Origin of the sequence: Herbidospora galbida, assembly GCF_005233835.1 — a bacterium.
In the GTDB taxonomy this organism is placed as follows: domain Bacteria; phylum Actinomycetota; class Actinomycetes; order Streptosporangiales; family Streptosporangiaceae; genus Herbidospora; species Herbidospora galbida.
Genome location: NZ_SZQA01000012.1, coordinates 36,392 through 53,382 on the forward strand (window position 1 = coordinate 36,392; position 16,991 = coordinate 53,382).

Sequence of the window (16,991 nt, forward strand, 5' to 3'; positions counted from 1 at the left end):
GATCTCGCGACACACCGGACCGAATGCTCGTCAATCAGTGACACGCCGCCTTACGGTGCGTGACGTGAGCATGCAGGCGGGTCGAGACCAGGAGGAGAGCAGCCGATGAGCAGCGTCCTCCTATATCTGGCCATCGTCGCAATGTGGCTCGGCGTCCTCGTTCCGATGTGGCTACGCCGCGACCGCTATGTCCTAATGGACGAAGACAAGGACAACGCCGAGGGCGACACCTTGATCGAGACCCCCGATCAAGCCGCACCCTCGCCCGCGACTTCGGAAGAGGAGGCATCGGTGTCCGAACCCGTCGCCGACTCCTCCTCGGACCCCCAGTTCGCCACGAACCGCCGCCGCGCCCGCATCCGCGTCCGCCGGCGGCGCACCCTGCTGTGGTGCGTGGCCATGGTCCTCGTCTCGTCCATAGCCGCCTTCCTGGGCGCCGTGCCGTGGTGGGGAGCGGCCCCGGCCGCACTCCTCCTCGGGCTGTACGTGACGCTGCTGCGGGTGGCCTCCAAGCTGGAACACGAACAGCAGGACCTGGCTGCCCGAGTCCGGGCCGACCGGATGCGGCGGGCCCGGGTGGAAGCCCGGCGGGCCGCCGCCGCCGCTCTCGAAGCCGAGATCATCGAGCTGGAGAAGAAGCGCGGGCACGTGTTCGACCAGTACGCCGATCACCGGCGAGCGGTGGGGGACTAGGGCGTGGATGGCGCGAAGGGGTGCTGGAGTTTGGTAGCCTAGATCTCGTTCACGGGGCTATAGCGCAGTCCGGTAGCGCACTTCGTTCGCATCGAAGGGGTCTGGGGTTCAAATCCCCATAGCTCCACCACGTGATAGCAGGTCAGAAGGGGTTTCGGAGATCATCCGAGGCCCCTTTTTCGATCTTTGAGGCCGTGGGGAGCCAATCGGGGAGCCACCTCACGCAGACTTGCGCTTGCTCTTCTTGGCGGTGCCGAACACCTTGTTCATGGTGCCCGCGCCCGTGGCGATGACGGGCTTCAACTGGTGGCGGTAGACCTGTTCGGTGACGCGGGTGCCGGCGTGCCCGACGAGATCGGCGATCGTCTCTAAGGGCACGTCGTTGTCACTCATGATCGAGACGAACGAGTGACGGAGTTCGCGGGGGACCCAGTCACCTTCGAGGTTCGCCCGCTTGATGATGGCGCGGAATGAGCGGCGGACGTTATGCGCGTCCAGCGGCGTTCCGACGCCGGTACAGAAGACGAGACCGTGATCTTGCCAGAGCGCCCCGGCTTCGAGTTGCTGAGCCGCTTGTGCGGCCCGGTGTTGCTTGAGAGCGGTGGCCGCCTGGTCGGGCAGTTCCAGTGAACGCCGTGACTTGCGGGTCTTCGTGTCACCTCCTACGCGATCGGCCCGCCACACGTAGATGGCGAACCGCTTGTGGTTGAACCCCGCTTCGAGGACTGGTCGCCATGCCTTGTCCTTCGGTGCCCAGGTGACCACGTGATCCCAGCGGAGCGCGCGGGCCTCTTCGGTACGGATGCCGGTGGTCAGGCTCACGACCACATAGGCGTGAAGCGGCGACGTCTTCGCCGCGTCCAGCAGAGCGCTTGCCTGATCGCGGGTGAGGGCCTTACTCGGGCGACCTTCCTTGCCCTTGGGTGTGATGACCAGTTCCGCGACGTTCCGGACGACGAGTTCGCGGGCCTGTGCGTGGCGCGTCGCCCTCTTCAAGATCGAGTGGACAGAGATGAGCGTCCGCGTTGCCAGCTTGCCCGTCAGTCCTTCGAGCCACTTGTCGACGTCGTCGGCCTTGAGGGTGCTGAGCTTCGCCTTGCCGATCAGCGGAATGACGTGTTGATCGGCAAGGATCTTCAGCGTGCCGATGGTGCTCGCGCTCTGCTTCTTGAGACCGGTAGCGAACCAGTCCTCTACCGCGTTCCGGACGGTGTAGTTCTCCGGGCTCTTGACCCCTGATTCGAGGTCCTTCACGGCATTGATCAGCTTCTCTTTGACGTCGGCCTTGGTCTTGCCCTTGCGCTTGAGGCGCAGTCGCTTTCCGTCGGCGGCGAACCCCAGGGAGAGGGCTCCGGTGTAGCCGCCGGCCTCCTCGTAGATCGTCCCTTCGTACTTACCGATCATGATCTTGGACATCAGCTACCTCCTTGTGGCGGGTGAGGTACTCCTCGATCGCCTTTCGGATCACCCACGACACGTCGCGCTCTTGCGATGCGGCGTAGCGGGCGAGGCGCGCTTTGAACGCGGTCCCGACCCGCACGGCCGGCAGCGTGGTTCGGTCGCTCGACATGAGATGCCTCCTCTCGTGGTTGCGGTGACGTGCGCGGACTTGCCGATGGAGTTGTCAAAAGGCGTGTGACTTCGGGACCTTCCGCCCGGTGTTCGGTCTGGCGTGTTCGGGGTCTGTAGCGCAACGTAGCACAGCGGCATGACGCTGCATACTGCTCTATACCGCTTCATGCTTCTATCGCACTTCTTCGAGTGAGGCCACGAAGTCGGCAAGGTGCTGGTCGGTGATGCGGCGAAGCTTGCCGATCTTGATGCTGTTGAGCTGCTTCGTACGGAGCAGCGCATAGACCTTGTCGCGTCCGATATTGAGGATCTCGGCGACCTGTTCGACCGTGTACGCCTGGATGATGGATCACCCCCTTTCCCGGGAACCGTCGCCCCGGGTGTGTGTGGTTGTCGTCTGGCGATCACCTCTCTTGGTTACGGTTTGTGTTTGTCTCACGGGTTCGTCTCAGAGTTCGTCTCACGCCTATGTGCAGACGCGCGCGAGACGATGAGACATTGAGACGTTGAGACGATTACGGATTGTGATTACTGTCGGTCGCGCGCCAGCGTCCGCGTCTCGTCTGCTGGGCGCGTCCCTCGTCTTCGAGTTGGGCGAGACGGCGGTAGAGCGTGGCGCGGCTCATGCCGGTCGCTCTCAGCAGATCGGCCAATCCGATTCCCTCGTCGGGCGCGTCGTCGAGAGCGGCCAGCAGCGCCGCGTCAGCGTCGTGCGCGTTCTTGCGGTTGGGCTGTTCGCGTGGCTCGTCGGGGTGGACGTTGTTGAGCGCCTGGCGCGATACCTCGTCGAGCGTGGGGCGTCGGTCGGCGTGACGTTGTGCGGCGCGTTGAACGGTGTCGTCTTCGAGGAGGTAGCCGCGTGCGCGGCGGGGGATGTCGTGCTCAGGTGAGCTGATGAGGAACTTGCCGGGGGCGTCGAGCTTGTCGGCGTGCCAGCCGGCCTTGTGCATGCCCTGGCCCAGGATCAGGTCGACGTCACGGCGTTCGCGGACGCGGTAGCTGACTCTGATGTCCATCTGTGAGCGGACGGCGCTGTTGCCCATGGTCTTCTGGGATGGGCGTTGGGTGGCGATGACGAGTTGAACGGCGGGTGCGCGGCCACGTCGGGCGATCGAGTCGGCGTGTGCCAGTGCTACCGGGGCTTCGTCGGACAGTTCGGCGTACTCGTCGGTGATGATGACGAGCGCGGGTGCGTCTGGGGTGGGTTCCCAGACGCGCAACCCCTGCATGGCGAGCGTCTCGGCGCGTGCGTCGAGGATGGCGACGGCGTCGCGGAACAGGGCTTCGGCTTCCCGTGGAGTGGTGGCGATGCGGTCGAGGCAGGATGCCCACGGGAGCAGTTCCATGCCGCGTTTGAGGTCGACGCCCCACACGATCGTGTCGGCGCATGCGGTGAGGTTGCCGAGTAGGACGTTCTGTCCGCCGCTCTTGCCCGATCCGGAGACTCCGCCGAACAGGCCGTGCCGGCGAAGGAACGACACCCGCACGGGGGTGCCGTCTTCGAAGACGCCCAGTTCGATCGGGTCGGTGATCGAGGTGACGGACGGGCCGGTCCAGCCGATGGCGTCGGCGTGAGGGTCAGTCTCGATCACCCGGATTTCCATCCGATTGGCTCTCTCGGGGATCGGCTGGACGCGCACGGCACCACGGCGGGTGCCCAACGCCGACTCGATCTCGGGGATGCGTCCCATGGCATGTTCCACCGTCTGACCCCGGGCGAGGCCGATGCGGGCGCGGTAGCCCCACAGGTCGACGAACGCCGATTGCACGCGGGAGCCCGTGAGGCCGATGGCGTGGGAGATCTCCGGCCACGCGGCCAGCGTGCGCTCTACCCGCACACGGGTACGGCGGCGACGGTGGACCCACCACGGCAACGCGAGGACCAGCGTTCCCGCTGCGAGGAGTGCGGGCATCGGCGAGTTGAACGGGCCGTGCGCGGAGGCGAAGGCGATCCAGCTCCCGGTACAGGCGACGACGAGAGCCGCGTACACGCGTTCGCTGACGCGCAGACGGAGCGCCGTGCCTCCGAGCATCGCGACCAGGGCGACGGCGACGCCTGTAGTGACGATGATCGGTTGAGCCCATTCCGGGCGGGTGACGTGCACGGTGGCACCCGTGAGCACGGTCAGTCCGGAAATCAGCAGCGGGCCCAGTTCCGAACGTCGTCGCCACAGCCACGACACGATGAGCGTCACGGCGAGCGGGCCGAACTGCATGTTGGCGTCGATCATCAACATGGGCTCGACGCCGTAGCGGCGCATGCGGCGTACCTGGGAGCGGGACAGATGACGGGCCCTCACGGAGCTTCGCCCCGCTGAGCGGACAGTTCGTCTCGCACGTAGTAGAGCGGATCGGGTTCGCCGTCGTGGTCGGCGGCCAGGGTGGCACGAGCGGCGGCGATGAGGTTGTGGTGGTCGAGACGGAGCGCGGTCAAGGTCTCGTGAAGTCGCTCGATCTCGTCACACAGGTCGGGAACGGCGATGAGGACGCCGGCGAACGCCGACCCGTGCGGGAGGGTGAGGAGAGCGGAGACGAAGGGGCGCACGGACGGCTGGTCGGCGAAGCGGATGAGGTAGGCGTGGTGGTCGCGGATCTCCTGAAGGTCGGGCTGTCGGACGGGTCGTGTGGTCGACGTGGTGACCACCTCCTTTCCTCCCGGGGCGTGTGGCCCCGGGAGTGTTGACGATGTGGACGTTCAGCCGATGAGGAGTTTGAGGACTCTGGCGAGCGTGCTCATGACGTTCTGGAACTCGGGCGTGGCGACGGACTTGCCGAGACAGAAGCCGAACGCCACGCTCACCGCCGCGTGCCAGAGTCGGAGCCGGGTGTAGCGGAGCGCGATCAGCAGGGCGACACCGAGCAGCAGCACCAGGGAGACGGAGACCACCAAGGGGATTCACCTCCTCCTCAGGGCTGCCGGCGACGGGTCGAGGACAACCAGACCCGAGACGCGGCGCGTCATGGCGCAGGGAGCGGAGTCGGGGGCGTGGTGGATGCTGACGCGGGTGCGGTCGTCGCGGCGGATCTCGGCGGACATGCACAGCACGGCCACGACGGCGGTCACGAGGCCGACCGCGCCACCGAACGCGATGATCAGAAACACGGGACGTTCTCCTCTCCGGGGTAGGGGGCCTTGCGACGGCGCCAGCGGTAGCGGGCGAGGCACTTGCGGCAGACGATGGAGCCGAGATCGGCGACTCCTCCGCAGCGGCATCGGTGGCCGCGTGTTCCGGGGATGCGCATCGGGCTCGTCACCACGCGTCCGCGTCGGTCGGGTGGATCGAGCCGTCGTAGGACATGAGTGCGTCGTATTGGGCGCGGGCTCTGGTCGAGATGGCCACGGCCGTGTAGCTGACTCCGCCGAAACTCTTGGTGGTCCGGCAGTGTCCGCTTCCGTGGTGGTCGTGGTGGACCTCGCTCCGGAGGGCGGCACCGATCCGGGTGACCTCCGCGCAGCGTGCTTCGTCGGACTCGCCTCGCGGGAAGACGATCATGTCGACGTTGAGCGGGGAGGGGAGCGCGCGATTCCTTTCGAGGAAATACGCCAGCCGGCGCAATCCGGAGACGAATTCGCGGGCTTGGAATTCATTGGGGTCGTAGGTCATTTCTCGGATCACCTCCTGAGGTTCGCCAGCCCTTCTGTCTGGCGTGCCTCAAGTTCACCGAAATCCCGTGAAAACCCCCATCACTAATCCCTAGCCCGGTTTCTAGCCTTGTCGTCTAGTGGGTTTATACGCGAACTAGACGAGTTGGGCGTTCCTCTGGCTTGGCCCTATGTCGGGCCGTAGTATCGCGGCTGCACTTCCGATCATCCCGAGTAGCGGTGACCTACAGGAGGAACCGGCGGATGCAGGTCAAGCATGCTGGGTGGCAGCCGTCCAAGCTGCGGGAACATCGCGAGGCTGCCGGGCTGACGCTCGAAGCGGCTGGCGAGCAGTTGCGCAACATCGGTGAGCAGCACAGTTGGAACCTCGCGGCGAACTTCCAGACCATCGGGAAGCACGAGCGCGGGGAGAGTTACCCGCACGTCCACTACCGGCGCGCATACTCGCTGCTCTATCAGAGCGACGAGTTCACGTTGGGGTTCCGGGCCAAGCCTGGCGACGTGTCCGGCTCAGTGCCGGTGCTGAACGTGCCGGGGATCGTGTCGGAGCCGGCCTTTCAGAAGGAGGCCGCGCGGGCCATAACCGAAGCTCTGGAGCGCATCGCGAGCGGGGTGAGCGAGGGCGAAGGGACCATGCGGGCCGTGCTCGAAGCGCGGGTTCTCGACGCCTGGGGGTCGCGGTTCGTCATCGGGGCTTCGCAGAAGAAGACGCTCACCCTGGTCGGCGGGTATGCCGGATCGGGGAAGACGGAGTTCGCGCGCTTTCTCAGCGATATCACCGGATGGGCGTTCCTGGACAAGGACTCCATGACGCGGGGAATCGCTGAACGGCTTCTGGTTTCTCTAGGTGGCGATCCGAACGACCGGCACTCAGAGCTTTATTTAAGTGAGGTCCGGCCGTTGGAGTATCGGTGTCTGATGGAGACCGCTTACGACAATCTCGACTGTGGGGTCTCCACGGTTCTCTCCGCGCCGTTCATCTCCGAACTCAAGCAAGAGGCTTGGTTGAAGAGGCTGGAGAACCGGTGTGCGGCCAAGGGCGTCGAGGTTGCCGTTATCTGGGTGCGGTGCGACGTGGATTCCATGCGTGAGTACATGGAGTTCCGGTCCGCGCCGCGCGACACCTGGAAGCTTCAGAACTGGGATGACTACGCCAACTCCATCGACACGGAGAACAGCCCGCCCGGGGTTCATGTCACGGTGGACAACCGCTATGGGATGGCGATAGCCACCGCCGACCGTACGCGCGAGACGTTGCGCCGGCTGCTCCCATGACGCTGCGGGCGATCATCCTGTACGGGCCCCCGGCCAGTGGCAAGGACACGATCACGGCCGCGCTCTCCCGGATCGACGGGCGGTTCACGTACCTGAGGAAACTCAAGGTCGGTGGCGGCCGGTCGGTCGGGTATCAGCACGTGAGCCTGGAGCAGCTGGATGAGTTACGCGGGGAGGGGCGACTAGCCGTCGAGACGCACCGATACGGCAACGTCTACGCCGTCGACCAGGCCGACGTCACGGCCATGCTCACGGCCAGGGCGACGCCCGTTGTCCACATGGGGAACATCCCGGACGTGCGGGCCCTCAGCGCGAGCGATCCGGAGACGTGGTTCCGGGTGCGGCTGCATGTTCCCCGGGAGGTCTGCGAACAGCGTTCGCGTCAGCGGGGGGACTTAGACACCCCTGAGCGCTTGCGTGCTTGGGACGAGACATTTGCCGATCTCCGGAACCACGACGACGGGCACACGTTCCACATCTGTATTGAGACTCATCTCATAGATGCAAAAGAAGCCGCACAAACGATTGTCACGGCATTGAAGATCACGAATGATCATTGATGCCGTGCGACGATGGCCGTTAATGGTGACCACCGGGCTGGAGCGCTTTGAGGCGTAGGACTCTTCTATGGACGGTAGGACTGGCAGCGCTCGTCACGGTGACCTTGAGCGCTTGTCAGCCTCGTGATGATGCGTCTTTTCACATCATCAACTACAGTCAGGAGATCGTCGTGGTGAAGGTGAAGTCGCGCCTCACCGCAGTCGCGACTCTTGCTCCTGGACACGGAACATCCAGAGGCTTCCCCGCGAACTGGTGCGGCGGGAAGGAAACCAATTTTCTGATCGCCTCCAGCGAGATGGGAAAGACCTACTCCTATGGGCCAGAGATCTGCAACGGAGCAAGCTGGGCAATAGGAAAATAGTCATTCCCGCACCCGTCCGGCGAGGCTGATTGAGCGGTGACCTCAAAGCAGCCCCGCCGGAGGATCATTGGGTCACGTTCATCGGTGTCATCTCGCTGATGAACATGACTAATTGGTGAGCAAATGCGAAGGGCAGATTTGTGCTGCCCCACAGGGGGAGTTCCACATTGTGCTCACCGGTGAAGTAGGCACGGCCCTCAGCGTCCGGGGTGTACATGTCGGCGAGCACACTTGCGGGCCTTGAATTGCCGACCATGTAGATCGCCGGCGATACGTGCAGATGGGGGCACAGAGAGAGCGCGACCGGAATGCAACTCAGGCACGTCGGGGGCGCGCTTGCGAGTCCTCCGGTAGCCCCGACTCGACGGAACACGGCGTCTGTGACGATCCAGGGAACACGGCCTGTCGCGCGGTCCTGAGCGGGGTTTCCGCACACCTGGCAGAGAAGGTTCTCCATGCAGTCCCACTGTCGGCGCGTGTTCAGCTTGCGCCACTGGGGCCGGCCCTCGCGTGACTGCCCAGAGCGGGCGCACAGGGCCCCGTAACGCCAATCTCCCTCGTGTGGATGCTCGTAGCTGAGCCGCAGCCCACCGATGGGGCTCCGCACAAACTTGATCGGCGAGGTGTCCAGTTCGCCGGAGTAGGCGATGACGTAGGGGACGGGGATCTTCGACGCCTGGTCAGATCGGGTGCGGGTCATTTATAGCGTCCTCCTCTCCGTCACGTGGACGTGTGCCGTCCGCGAGGACGTCGGCGAGCCGGTTGATCGTCTGGCTGTGAAGGGTGCGGCGGCATCCGCAGGTCGGGGTTGAACAGGAACCGGTGGCGTACCAGATGCCTGCCAACTCCCAGATCGTCCATTCTGGATAGAGCTCTTTGAGCACGTCAGGGGTCATGCGTCACCATGCCGGGCGGCCCGCCGACCTTGGGTGACGCCAGAAGCCGACGGGCCTGATCAGGTGGAAGTGCGGACCTTCCCAGGGCTCGTCACCGCCCGCCGCAGAGCATAGACCGGCATATAGAGCGGTGTATAGCGGCATGCCGCGTCATACATGTCTATGCAGCTCAGGAGCGTTCTAGGGTGATCAGCATGAGCGCTGTGCCGCCGTACGACCCTGACGCACCTGGGCCCGCCACGTACGTCTATGCGCGAGTAGCCGACCACATCGCAGCGCGGATCTTGGCTGGTGAACTTGTGCCGGGCATGCGGCTTCCGGGAGAGCGTGACCTTGCTGCGGAGTATGGAGTTGCCCTTGGGACAGCTCGCCGCGCAATAGAGGAACTCCGTGGGCGCAGGCTTGTTGTCACCCTAGCGGCGAAAGGGACCTACGTTGCGCGCCCGGAAGACATCGATCCTCCTACCGGCTGAGGGTTCAACCGGATACCTGTGCGCTGGCTGAGGAATCAGTTACATCAGGTCGTTTAATATCTAGATTGTTGGGCGCGTCATGTTCACGTCGAGCCTCTGCGGGTGTTGTCACCATATGGAACATACATGTGGAGGATCTCTCGTCCGGTTGGCAATAGATTGCCATTAACTCCTTCCGTGAACAGTGGGCCCAAGTTAAAGCGCAATGCAGGACGTATGTGGCTGAGAGGAACTCGTGTAAGTTCGTCAACGTCGTCCAGACGGCTAATCGCCATTTGGTAGCAGGACGTTGATAGGTGCCGGTTGACTTGCTTGGCCCTTTCGGGTTCAACGATGTAACGCTTTTCGGGGAAACGTGGACGAAGAACCAGCAAGTCATTTGGACCAAGTGGAAAGTGTACTTCGTCCGCGCTTTCTAGGCCGGCGCCTATCCTTTCGAGGTTGTGTGGGTCACGCCTCCAGGCAGCGACAGGTCTATCTGTAGTGATAAAGGGGTGCTTAGGACTTCGTTCGACACTCCAGGCCATCTTCGTGAGTCGTGGTGCGTACTCCTCTTCTGCTAGACGAAATGCGCTGGCCATAATTTCTTCCTTGGTGGGCGCCTCCTTGGAGAGGAGGTAATTTGCGAAAGTCAAGGCACCTTGAAGTTCGCCTTCTTCGGGATCCTCTCCCAGATATCTTTCTGCTAAAAATCTGCGCATACCGTTGCGACTTATGGGGGATTCGCCTGTGGATTTCGCTGCCGCTTCTGGGAACATCATTCGCCCCATGTGCTCGGGTGTCCGCACTAGCTGCAAAGCGATCAGGTAACTAATCTCCCAACGAGTATCGCTATTTTTTGATGGGGTCCGTTCTTCGCGTAACACTGCCAAATGATTGCTCAGAGGACCTTCGATATCTGAAAGGGCTACTTCCACGGAATCGTCCGGTCCATCTGGAGTGGGAATGGCGTACAGGCCAGCTTCTACGGCTACATTGGTAATAGCTGATGGGAAGGGCTGATTCCGATCTCTTCGGCGGACCATCACTTGTTCCCTGTCGTCTGCCCACGACAATAGATAGGACTCTGGCAAGTAGTGATGCCGCTTACGTCGTTGTTTGCGAGGTGCGTGGTGACGGTCCTTCATAGCCAATGACCCCCTTGTTCTGATGATCAGATTATTTTGGTCGAAATATCTAACCGGAAAGTCATCAGAGAATCACTTTTCCGGGGGGCGTGGATTTCTTCTTCTGCTTCTTCTTTCGGTAGGTGTCGCTTGGTACGGCACTAGGCAAGAAGTCGCGCACGAGTTCGGAGAGATTGTAGAGTAGATGTCCGCCAAGGACCTGCTTTGCGGGTTTCCCGTCGCCTGAGACTGTATTAAGTATTGCGCTGGTAAGAAGTGCCGATCCACTCTCGGCCAGGATTCATACATCGCGGGGGTCCGGCGCATAGGAGGGTTGATGCTTCGTACAGTTATAGGAATCCCAGAAGATATCCGCCCACTTCTCAATATCGCCTCCGACCCACGATTCGAACGGGTCGCCGATGTGTTTGGCGAGGGCATGCGTCACTGTTTTATCTTTGGCCCATGACGATGTTCGAGCATGACTATTAACCCAATTCTCAATTCCAGCACCTACTTCCAGAATTCGAGAGAAGGGGGATAGGCTGCCCCGTCTGAAGTGGTTGATTATCGGGCCGACTGATCGTGGGTGCTCTTTGCAGACCTGAATCCAGCGAGGGAGGCTATCCACGCCACCCAGAGCGGATAGAGAAAACAGCGGAACCGATGAGGGCTTTGAGTTCACGGCGAAGGCGGGAGTTGTCATCAGGTTTGAGTTCCACAAATGTGGAGTCTCAGCGGGAGTTGGATCATCGGCCATGATCACCCTCCCTCCGCTTGCCGGAGTGAAGCTTTGAAAGGCCAAATTAATTAGATCTTGGATGCGAGTAAGAGGACCTAGATGGGAGCCCAGATGGAGAGGTTTCGTGCTACGGCATCCCACCTCTAGTGGTGCGCGTACGGTCCGTTGGCCTTCGGGCCCAGTGAATTCCCAGTGGCTTGTTATAAAAAGCGTGATCTCCTCCGAGACAGCCACCTCTTGTACCGGAGCCTGCGTTACGTTGAGCGTAAATCCCGTATAACGTCGATCTTCGTCGAAAGTTGGAATCTCTTCGGATGTCTTTATTCCCGCCCATCTGGCCGCACTAGGGAAGAATACCCTTCCTTCGGTTATGCTTGTGCTTCGTGTGGTAGTAAAGTCCATTCCAATAATCGCAGATCTTGCCTTGTAATGATGGATTGATGCTTTTGTTCCTCCGTATGCGGTGTTTGCGCCCCTGTGGAACACATTTAGAAGTGCTATGCCGCCGTGCTCTGTTGCTCCAGCGATCGCCTGCGGGAATTGAGCATCTTCGTTGTCGTACCAATGTTCTTTGTCTAGATTCTCGTTCAGTGTGTCGAGGGAAATAGTTCCATCCTCGAATGTGCGAATGTAGCCTCGTTCCGGTTCTGCTTCGGTATTTATGACTCCGTCATCCGAAGGCCAGAAATAGCCAATGCAGCCGGCTAGCATTTCTTTTGATTTGACGGACATGACATCCTTACGTAGTTCCTGTCCTAAGTCTGTCATGACCGGGCAATGGCTGTCCTCGGGATATAGCGTCCTCATCGAGTCGCTATGTACAGTTCACGGCGGTTGAGGCATCTGTGTCGCTTGTGCGTCAGGAAGGCTTCGAGCCTGGGAGGCTTGTGCTTGTCGGTCCGAGTGCTGTCGGTTGGGCTGGCCTGTTAGCCATGCGATGCTTGCCCAAGCTGCGGGAGCCACGGGAGCCACTTTCGGGAGCCAATGACCTCTGACTCCCTCGTGCCCGCCGTGACCCCCTCAGGTTGTCGGTGCAGGTAAGGGAAAACCCCTCCGACTCATCTCGACCTAGGTCGACTGACCGGCGTTGCTTCGCATCGAAGGGGTCTGGGGTTCAAATCCCCATAGCTCCACTCTCGGAACGGCCCGTGGTTGACGCCCCTTTGGGGCGGCTGCCACGGGCCGTTCGTCGTTTACACCGGGGGGCGACCCCCGGACCCCCGATACGAGAGGGCTTCGCCCCCTCGCGCTCCCCCCGGTCCGCTTGCGCGTCCCCGGCGTCGCTGTCGCTCCGGGGTCGCTCTGCTCCCTGGCGAAGGGCTCCGCCCCTCGCGCTCCTTGGCAGGGCCTCGCTTCGCTCGGATCGATGGACTCCAAGCTGTGCCAAAGACCAGCGACATGTCTCTTTGATCTTCCGAGTGGCTAATTGAGTGACTGCGTCCGGAAGGTTGCTTCTTGGCTTGAGCGCTTGGCGACTCGGCGGCCGGTGAGTGTCGAACTAGCAGCACGGATTCTCTGCAAGTGCCCAGAGCAGGTTTGATAGCAGTCTGCGATTTCACGGATGATCGATATAAGCGTCAAACCCCGGCAGGTCGCCATCTGTTGGTTCACGATCTAGGCTGCACCCGTACACAATTCGCGTGGAGAGCGGGTCGTGTTGCCGTAGATGCTCCAGAGAGACCGTCACCTCTGTTTGTTCGGCGAGGGTGGCGAGTCGCTCATCCCGAGTGGCTTCGGCAGCCAACCGAAGGGCCTTTTTCATTCGGAACCCTATCTCGATGGTCACCTCGTAGCGGCCGCCGGTCTCATCGAGTACGTCTTGCAGAAGATGCCCGGGCACCCTCATCTGCCCCCTGGCATAAGCCTCGGCCAGCGGATGTTCTGACGTGAAGACCTCAGCATAGGTGGAAAATTTCACTGTCGTCCTTCCTCAGGAGCTGCGGCAGCAGCTTTGTCGCAGCCACCTCTGCCGTCGGCCACAGATTCTCAGGCTAAATGAGGACCAGAGGTTAGGGCATGCGGGGTGAGTGACAAACTGAGTGACGAAAAAGGCGCACACCGGAGGACGCCGCCGATCATGGAAGGGGCTTTGCCCCAGGTCAACGGCCCAAAAGTTACGGTGCAGGTTGCTCAAGTGGCTTCGCATCGTAGGGGTGTGGAGTTAAATTCCCATAGCTCTACTCTCGGAACGGCTCATAGCTGACACCCCTACTCAAAGGGCAGCCGCCACGGTCGGTCGAAGTACGACCTCCCGAACCCTCCATGCGAGAGGGCGTTCGCCTCGCGCGCGCTTTCGTAGGCCAGGCCTCGCTTGGGCGACTCCCGCTCTGCTCGAATCCTTGGTGTGAGGGCTTTGCCCGCACGCGCTCCATGCGAGGCTGACGTGATGTGGCGAGTGGCTTCGGCCAATAGATGGCACGTTGATCTTCCGCGTGACTGTGTGCGCGGTAACAATCGCGTGGGTGCGGAGGCGTTTCGGCGGGACTGACCCGTGATCTACAGCGCCAATCCGCGGTCGACGATGAACCGGGTGAGCAGGGCGCGTTCGCTGAAGTCGGCTATGAGGTCCGGAGTGGATGGCCCCTCGAGTCGCTCCCAGGGCAGGGCCGTGAACGCGGAGCGGATGACGAGGCTGCCGTGGAATCCATAGGCGATATCGCTGGATGCCGACGGCTTTCCCCGCTCGGCCATCCCATCCCGAAAAGACGATGTGAGCACTTCGTCCAGCTCGGGCAGTCGGTGGGCCGGGAACTGTCCGGCATGGACCAAGCCCACGAGGAGCTGGCCGAGGTCGAAGCCGATCGCATGCGGCGTCTGGAAGGAGGCGTCGATGGCGACGAAGGTCTCGGGTTCGTCCGATGGCACGAGCAGGTTCTGCGGGCTCGCGTCACCGTGTGGCAGCGCCTGAGGCAACTGGTCGAGCCGGTCCAAGATCTGGTCGATCCGGCCGGCGAGGGTCCGCAAGTCCGTTCGCAGGTGTTCGTCGACCGAGGCGGTCACCACGGGATGTGCCCACAGGGCGTCGTCCTCGAGTTGGGGGAGCGCGCCCATCAGCCGGGCGTGCCGGTACATGCGCAGGCCGAACCCGGGTGGCCAGTCGGCCCCGGCGATCAGGTCGGGATTCGAGCGGCCGGCCGCGAAGCCTCCGAGCAGCCGGGCGGCTCGGGCGAAGCGCGGCACCTCCCACACGTCGGTGCTCTGCTGGACGTCTTCCATCCACACGGCGACGCGGTCGTCGCCGAGTTCGGCGAGGCGGTAGAGGTGAGGGACGCGCAGGCCGGGGGGCAGGTGGTCGAGGAAAGCGGGCTGCCATGCCGCGAGTTCCGTCCGCCAGGGGAAGTCGTCGACGAAGCGCTGGCGGGTGTGCTCGGGCAACAGGTGCAGGTGGGGCCAGTGCCGGGGGCTCTGGACGACCTTCAGGAAGATGCGGAACGGCTCGCCGTCATCGGTGACGCCGTGGATCCGCCAGAGTGCGCCGGTGGACGGGGAGCCGAAGAGTGGATAGTCGACGACCTCCGCCGACCAATCCTTCACGGCCGCGGGGCGGCCGAGGGCCCGGCTCACGATCTCGGCGAACTCGGCGTCGCTCACGGAGGCGGAGCCGAGCAGACGGGTCGACATGGCGCGCTCCGAAGATAAGGTTACCTGACTAATGTAGATAGTAAGGTAACCTTATGACTTTGGCCAGCGATCCCGAGCACGTGATCGCGCTCCTCGACCGGGCGCTGCGGGAAGCCAAGCGCGTCATGGACGAGGTGGTGGCCGACCACGCGCCCGGCCTACGGGTTTCCTTTCTGCGGGTCATGGACCTGATGCCCGCCGACGGCATCAGGCTGACCGACCTGGCCGGTCGTGCGTCGATGACCAAGCAGGCCATGGGTGAGTTCGTCGCGACCCTGGAGCGGGAGGGCTTCGTACACGTCCTGCCTGACCCGCGTGATCGGCGGGTGCGCCTCGTGGTGCCCACGGCCCGGGGCGTCGAACTGCAGAAGGCGAGTTCGGCCGCCATCGAGGCACTTGAGCGGGAGTGGCGGGAGCGGGTCGGCCCTCGACGGTGGGCCACCACGCGCGCCGTCCTGGCGGAGCTGGGTGGGTAGCCCGCGGGAGCCCCGGCGGGGCTTCATGGGTTCAAGCCGCCTTCGGCAGCAGCGGTTCTGTATGTGGTCTTAGGTGGGGACTGCGCCCACTCGAAGTTCTACCTGAAATTCCTCCTGCCACTCCGCATGGTCCCGGGGCGGAGGGAGTTCGACTCCGGCCAGCCCGGCGGGGGCGGAGAACTGTCGACGGAGTTGCTCGATGAGCTTCGCGGCCTGAGTGAGCCTTTCTTGTCGATTGTCCGGGGCTTCGACGCTGAGACCGAGCACGGCGGCACCGTCGCGAGCAACGCAGATGATGGCTTGATAATGCTCTCGACCTCGCAGGTAGAGCGAGAAGCCTTCGTCGGCATCGGCTTCGGTCGTGATTCCCAGGACGTATGTCCGTGTGAATGCCTGCAACCGATGGTCTTCCCCGGGATCGGCGACGTAGCTCTCGATGAATCGGCCGAAGATCCCGGGCCTGCGTTCGGGTATCCAGACGTACACGTCAAGACAGGGCGGCATGCGCCAAGGCTAGGGCGCGTCAACTGACGATCATCTGGTTCGGGCTGACCGTGCTACTCACCGGAAACGCTTCAGCCATATCGGACGGACGCTTGTGCAATTCACGTCCGAGCAGAGCACGTCGATCGAGTGAACCGGCGATCGACTGGGCAGCAGTCCGCGCCGACCTTCGCAGCCATAGGCCCGGAGTGAGTGAACCCTCGATCAGCGGAATGCGGACGCGTTGCGGTCGGCCCAGTCGGCGAAGGTGGCCGGCGCACGACCGAGGATCTTCTCGACGTCAGAACTGACCCGCTGCTCGTGGACGGTCGGCGTGCCGAGGATGTCGAGGGTGGTCTCCACCACTTGCGCAGGCATGAACGTGATCATCTGGGCATAGGCCTCCTCCCTCGTCTGCTCCCTGAAGGTGACGGGTTCGCCGATGGCGTCCCCGATGGCGGCTGCCCGCTGGCGTGGCGTGGTCAACGCGGGGCCGGTCAGTTCGTAGGTCGTCTTCTCATGGCCGGGCTGGGTCAGGGCGACGGCGGCCACCGCGGCGATGTCGTCGGGGTCGATGACCGGGAGGCCGATGTCGCCGAAAGGCGCGGCGATCGTGCGGCCGGCCGTGACGGACGGCACCCAGGCGAAGGCGTTGGAGGCGAAGCCGCCAGGCCGCAGGAACGTCCAGTCGGTGCCGGAGGCCATGACGGCCTGCTCGAAAGCGGCGAGGGCCTGTCCGTGTGACGGAGAGTCCGGGCGGGTGGCCACTCCCTGGGACGAGAGGAGGACGATCCGGCCGGAATCGGCCAACGGCCTCACGACCTGGGCGGCGTTGCCGGCCATCATCAACTCTCCGCCGACCAGCAGAAAGATCGCGTCCGCTTCGGCAGGAAGGTCGGCGGACGGCTGAGACAGGTCGGTCGCGAGGGCGCGGACGCCGGGCGGCACGTCCGCCTCGGTGATACGGCGGGCGACGGCGGTCACCTCGTGCCCCTGGTCGGCGAGGATGCGGACCAGCGTGCGTCCGACGTTGCCGGTGGCGCCTGTGACGACGATCATGGGAATTCCTTTGAGTTAGTTGGCTGACTCACTTATGGAGACCGTAGCACGGGTCGATGCCCTAGAGTT

21 protein-coding genes and 1 tRNA gene are annotated in these 16,991 nt (G+C 63.0%); 6 read left to right on the plus strand and 16 right to left on the minus strand.

What is annotated here, in order from left to right:
* The first annotated feature begins 105 nt into the window (after nucleotides 1-105).
* Together sepX and FDA94_RS14450 are read left to right on the plus strand one after the other, a co-directional pair.
* On the plus strand, nucleotides 106-693 hold the full coding sequence (sepX, locus tag FDA94_RS14445) for a divisome protein SepX/GlpR (protein WP_137247578.1): 588 nt from the start codon (nucleotides 106-108) through the stop codon (nucleotides 691-693).
* 53 nt (nucleotides 694-746) lie between these two features.
* Nucleotides 747-823, plus strand: a tRNA-Ala gene (locus FDA94_RS14450).
* Nucleotides 824-912: 89 nt separating this feature from the next.
* Here the strand turns inward: FDA94_RS14450 and FDA94_RS14455 are convergent.
* From FDA94_RS14455 to FDA94_RS14490, 8 genes are all read right to left on the minus strand, one after another.
* Nucleotides 913-2,109: a site-specific integrase gene (locus FDA94_RS14455; protein WP_137247579.1), complete on the minus strand. Its 1,197-nt coding sequence runs from the start codon at nucleotides 2,107-2,109 to the stop codon at nucleotides 913-915.
* Nucleotides 2,087-2,263 (minus strand): ribbon-helix-helix protein, CopG family, encoded by a 177-nt coding sequence (locus tag FDA94_RS14460; RefSeq protein WP_137247580.1) that lies wholly within the window; start codon nucleotides 2,261-2,263, stop codon nucleotides 2,087-2,089. The genes FDA94_RS14455 and FDA94_RS14460 overlap by 23 nt, the downstream gene beginning before the upstream one ends.
* A 174-nt stretch (nucleotides 2,264-2,437) precedes the next feature.
* Nucleotides 2,438-2,611, minus strand: a complete 174-nt coding sequence (locus tag FDA94_RS41530) for a helix-turn-helix domain-containing protein (protein WP_137247693.1) — start codon at nucleotides 2,609-2,611, stop codon at nucleotides 2,438-2,440.
* 169 nt (nucleotides 2,612-2,780) lie between these two features.
* The gene (locus FDA94_RS14470) at nucleotides 2,781-4,526 is read right to left on the minus strand and encodes a helix-turn-helix domain-containing protein (RefSeq protein WP_137247581.1); all 1,746 of its coding nucleotides are present in this window, start codon (nucleotides 4,524-4,526) and stop codon (nucleotides 2,781-2,783) included.
* Nucleotides 4,527-4,561: 35 nt separating this feature from the next.
* Nucleotides 4,562-4,909: a hypothetical protein gene (locus FDA94_RS14475; RefSeq protein ID WP_137247582.1), complete on the minus strand. Its 348-nt coding sequence runs from the start codon at nucleotides 4,907-4,909 to the stop codon at nucleotides 4,562-4,564.
* Nucleotides 4,910-4,960: 51 nt separating this feature from the next.
* On the minus strand, nucleotides 4,961-5,152 hold the full coding sequence (locus FDA94_RS14480) for a hypothetical protein (protein ID WP_137247583.1): 192 nt from the start codon (nucleotides 5,150-5,152) through the stop codon (nucleotides 4,961-4,963).
* A 9-nt stretch (nucleotides 5,153-5,161) separates the two neighbouring features.
* A complete protein-coding gene (locus FDA94_RS14485; protein ID WP_137247584.1) occupies nucleotides 5,162-5,368 on the minus strand; it encodes a hypothetical protein in 207 nt (68 codons plus the stop codon).
* Nucleotides 5,369-5,516: 148 nt separating this feature from the next.
* On the minus strand, nucleotides 5,517-5,882 hold the full coding sequence (locus FDA94_RS14490; RefSeq protein ID WP_170990932.1) for a hypothetical protein: 366 nt from the start codon (nucleotides 5,880-5,882) through the stop codon (nucleotides 5,517-5,519).
* Between the two features lie 230 nt (nucleotides 5,883-6,112).
* Here FDA94_RS14490 and FDA94_RS14495 point away from each other — a divergent pair, with 230 nt between their 5' ends.
* Both FDA94_RS14495 and FDA94_RS14500 read left to right on the plus strand, forming a co-directional pair.
* A complete protein-coding gene (locus FDA94_RS14495; protein ID WP_137247586.1) occupies nucleotides 6,113-7,144 on the plus strand; it encodes a P-loop nucleotide/nucleoside kinase family protein in 1,032 nt (343 codons plus the stop codon).
* Nucleotides 7,141-7,704: a DEAD/DEAH box helicase family protein gene (locus FDA94_RS14500; RefSeq protein ID WP_137247587.1), complete on the plus strand. Its 564-nt coding sequence runs from the start codon at nucleotides 7,141-7,143 to the stop codon at nucleotides 7,702-7,704. The genes FDA94_RS14495 and FDA94_RS14500 overlap by 4 nt, the downstream gene beginning before the upstream one ends.
* Nucleotides 7,705-8,130: 426 nt before the next feature.
* Here FDA94_RS14500 and FDA94_RS14505 read toward each other — a convergent pair whose 3' ends face one another.
* The gene (locus FDA94_RS14505) at nucleotides 8,131-8,766 is read right to left on the minus strand and encodes a hypothetical protein (RefSeq protein WP_137247588.1); all 636 of its coding nucleotides are present in this window, start codon (nucleotides 8,764-8,766) and stop codon (nucleotides 8,131-8,133) included.
* Nucleotides 8,747-8,962 carry a hypothetical protein gene (locus FDA94_RS39145; protein WP_170990933.1) on the minus strand — a complete coding sequence of 72 codons (216 nt, stop codon included), beginning with the start codon at nucleotides 8,960-8,962 and terminating at the stop codon, nucleotides 8,747-8,749. The genes FDA94_RS14505 and FDA94_RS39145 overlap by 20 nt, the downstream gene beginning before the upstream one ends.
* 194 nt (nucleotides 8,963-9,156) lie before the next feature.
* On the opposite strand from FDA94_RS39145, the gene FDA94_RS14510 reads away from it, so the two are divergent.
* Complete coding sequence (locus FDA94_RS14510; RefSeq protein ID WP_137247589.1) at nucleotides 9,157-9,435, plus strand: winged helix-turn-helix domain-containing protein; 279 nt, start codon at nucleotides 9,157-9,159, stop codon at nucleotides 9,433-9,435.
* A gap of 83 nt (nucleotides 9,436-9,518) precedes the next feature.
* Here the strand turns inward: FDA94_RS14510 and FDA94_RS14515 are convergent, their stop codons facing one another.
* The 4 genes from FDA94_RS14515 to FDA94_RS14530 form a co-directional block, all read right to left on the minus strand.
* On the minus strand, nucleotides 9,519-10,562 hold the full coding sequence (locus FDA94_RS14515; protein ID WP_137247590.1) for a DUF4238 domain-containing protein: 1,044 nt from the start codon (nucleotides 10,560-10,562) through the stop codon (nucleotides 9,519-9,521).
* 280 nt (nucleotides 10,563-10,842) lie between these two features.
* The gene (locus FDA94_RS14520) at nucleotides 10,843-12,051 is read right to left on the minus strand and encodes an ApeA N-terminal domain 1-containing protein (protein WP_137247591.1); all 1,209 of its coding nucleotides are present in this window, start codon (nucleotides 12,049-12,051) and stop codon (nucleotides 10,843-10,845) included.
* A 787-nt stretch (nucleotides 12,052-12,838) separates the two neighbouring features.
* Nucleotides 12,839-13,201, minus strand: coding sequence for a hypothetical protein (locus tag FDA94_RS14525; RefSeq protein WP_137247592.1), 363 nt, complete (start codon nucleotides 13,199-13,201; stop codon nucleotides 12,839-12,841).
* A gap of 578 nt (nucleotides 13,202-13,779) precedes the next feature.
* Entirely contained in the window at nucleotides 13,780-14,874 is a 1,095-nt protein-coding gene (locus tag FDA94_RS14530) for an aminoglycoside phosphotransferase/kinase family protein (protein WP_170990934.1), read from the minus strand.
* An 83-nt stretch (nucleotides 14,875-14,957) separates the two neighbouring features.
* On the opposite strand from FDA94_RS14530, the gene FDA94_RS14535 reads away from it, so the two are divergent.
* Nucleotides 14,958-15,380, plus strand: coding sequence for a MarR family winged helix-turn-helix transcriptional regulator (locus FDA94_RS14535; protein ID WP_137247594.1), 423 nt, complete (start codon nucleotides 14,958-14,960; stop codon nucleotides 15,378-15,380).
* Between the two features lie 69 nt (nucleotides 15,381-15,449).
* Here FDA94_RS14535 and FDA94_RS14540 read toward each other — a convergent pair whose 3' ends face one another.
* Together FDA94_RS14540 and FDA94_RS14545 are read right to left on the minus strand one after the other, a co-directional pair.
* Complete coding sequence (locus FDA94_RS14540) at nucleotides 15,450-15,884, minus strand: hypothetical protein (RefSeq protein WP_137247595.1); 435 nt, start codon at nucleotides 15,882-15,884, stop codon at nucleotides 15,450-15,452.
* A gap of 204 nt (nucleotides 15,885-16,088) precedes the next feature.
* A complete protein-coding gene (locus FDA94_RS14545; protein WP_137247596.1) occupies nucleotides 16,089-16,922 on the minus strand; it encodes an SDR family oxidoreductase in 834 nt (277 codons plus the stop codon).
* Nucleotides 16,923-16,991: the final 69 nt, after the last annotated feature.

Excerpts from the sequence above, each read along its gene's own strand:
- FDA94_RS14500 (WP_137247587.1), top strand. The coding sequence starts at position 7,141 with ATGACGCTGCGGGCGATCATCCTGTACGGGCCCCCGGCCAGTGGCAAG.
- sepX (WP_137247578.1), top strand. The coding sequence starts at position 106 with ATGAGCAGCGTCCTCCTATATCTGGCCATCGTCGCAATGTGGCTCGGC.
- FDA94_RS14505 (WP_137247588.1), bottom strand. The coding sequence starts at position 8,766 with ATGACCCGCACCCGATCTGACCAGGCGTCGAAGATCCCCGTCCCCTAC.
- FDA94_RS14495 (WP_137247586.1), top strand. The coding sequence starts at position 6,113 with ATGCAGGTCAAGCATGCTGGGTGGCAGCCGTCCAAGCTGCGGGAACAT.
- FDA94_RS14510 (WP_137247589.1), top strand. The coding sequence starts at position 9,157 with ATGAGCGCTGTGCCGCCGTACGACCCTGACGCACCTGGGCCCGCCACG.
- FDA94_RS14460 (WP_137247580.1), bottom strand. The coding sequence starts at position 2,263 with ATGTCGAGCGACCGAACCACGCTGCCGGCCGTGCGGGTCGGGACCGCG.
- FDA94_RS14540 (WP_137247595.1), bottom strand. The coding sequence starts at position 15,884 with ATGCCGCCCTGTCTTGACGTGTACGTCTGGATACCCGAACGCAGGCCC.
- FDA94_RS39145 (WP_170990933.1), bottom strand. The coding sequence starts at position 8,962 with ATGACCCCTGACGTGCTCAAAGAGCTCTATCCAGAATGGACGATCTGG.
- FDA94_RS14515 (WP_137247590.1), bottom strand. The coding sequence starts at position 10,562 with ATGAAGGACCGTCACCACGCACCTCGCAAACAACGACGTAAGCGGCAT.
- FDA94_RS14535 (WP_137247594.1), top strand. The coding sequence starts at position 14,958 with ATGACTTTGGCCAGCGATCCCGAGCACGTGATCGCGCTCCTCGACCGG.
- FDA94_RS14470 (WP_137247581.1), bottom strand. The coding sequence starts at position 4,526 with ATGCGCCGCTACGGCGTCGAGCCCATGTTGATGATCGACGCCAACATG.
- FDA94_RS14455 (WP_137247579.1), bottom strand. The coding sequence starts at position 2,109 with ATGTCCAAGATCATGATCGGTAAGTACGAAGGGACGATCTACGAGGAG.
- FDA94_RS14545 (WP_137247596.1), bottom strand. The coding sequence starts at position 16,922 with ATGATCGTCGTCACAGGCGCCACCGGCAACGTCGGACGCACGCTGGTC.
- FDA94_RS14520 (WP_137247591.1), bottom strand. The coding sequence starts at position 12,051 with ATGACAGACTTAGGACAGGAACTACGTAAGGATGTCATGTCCGTCAAA.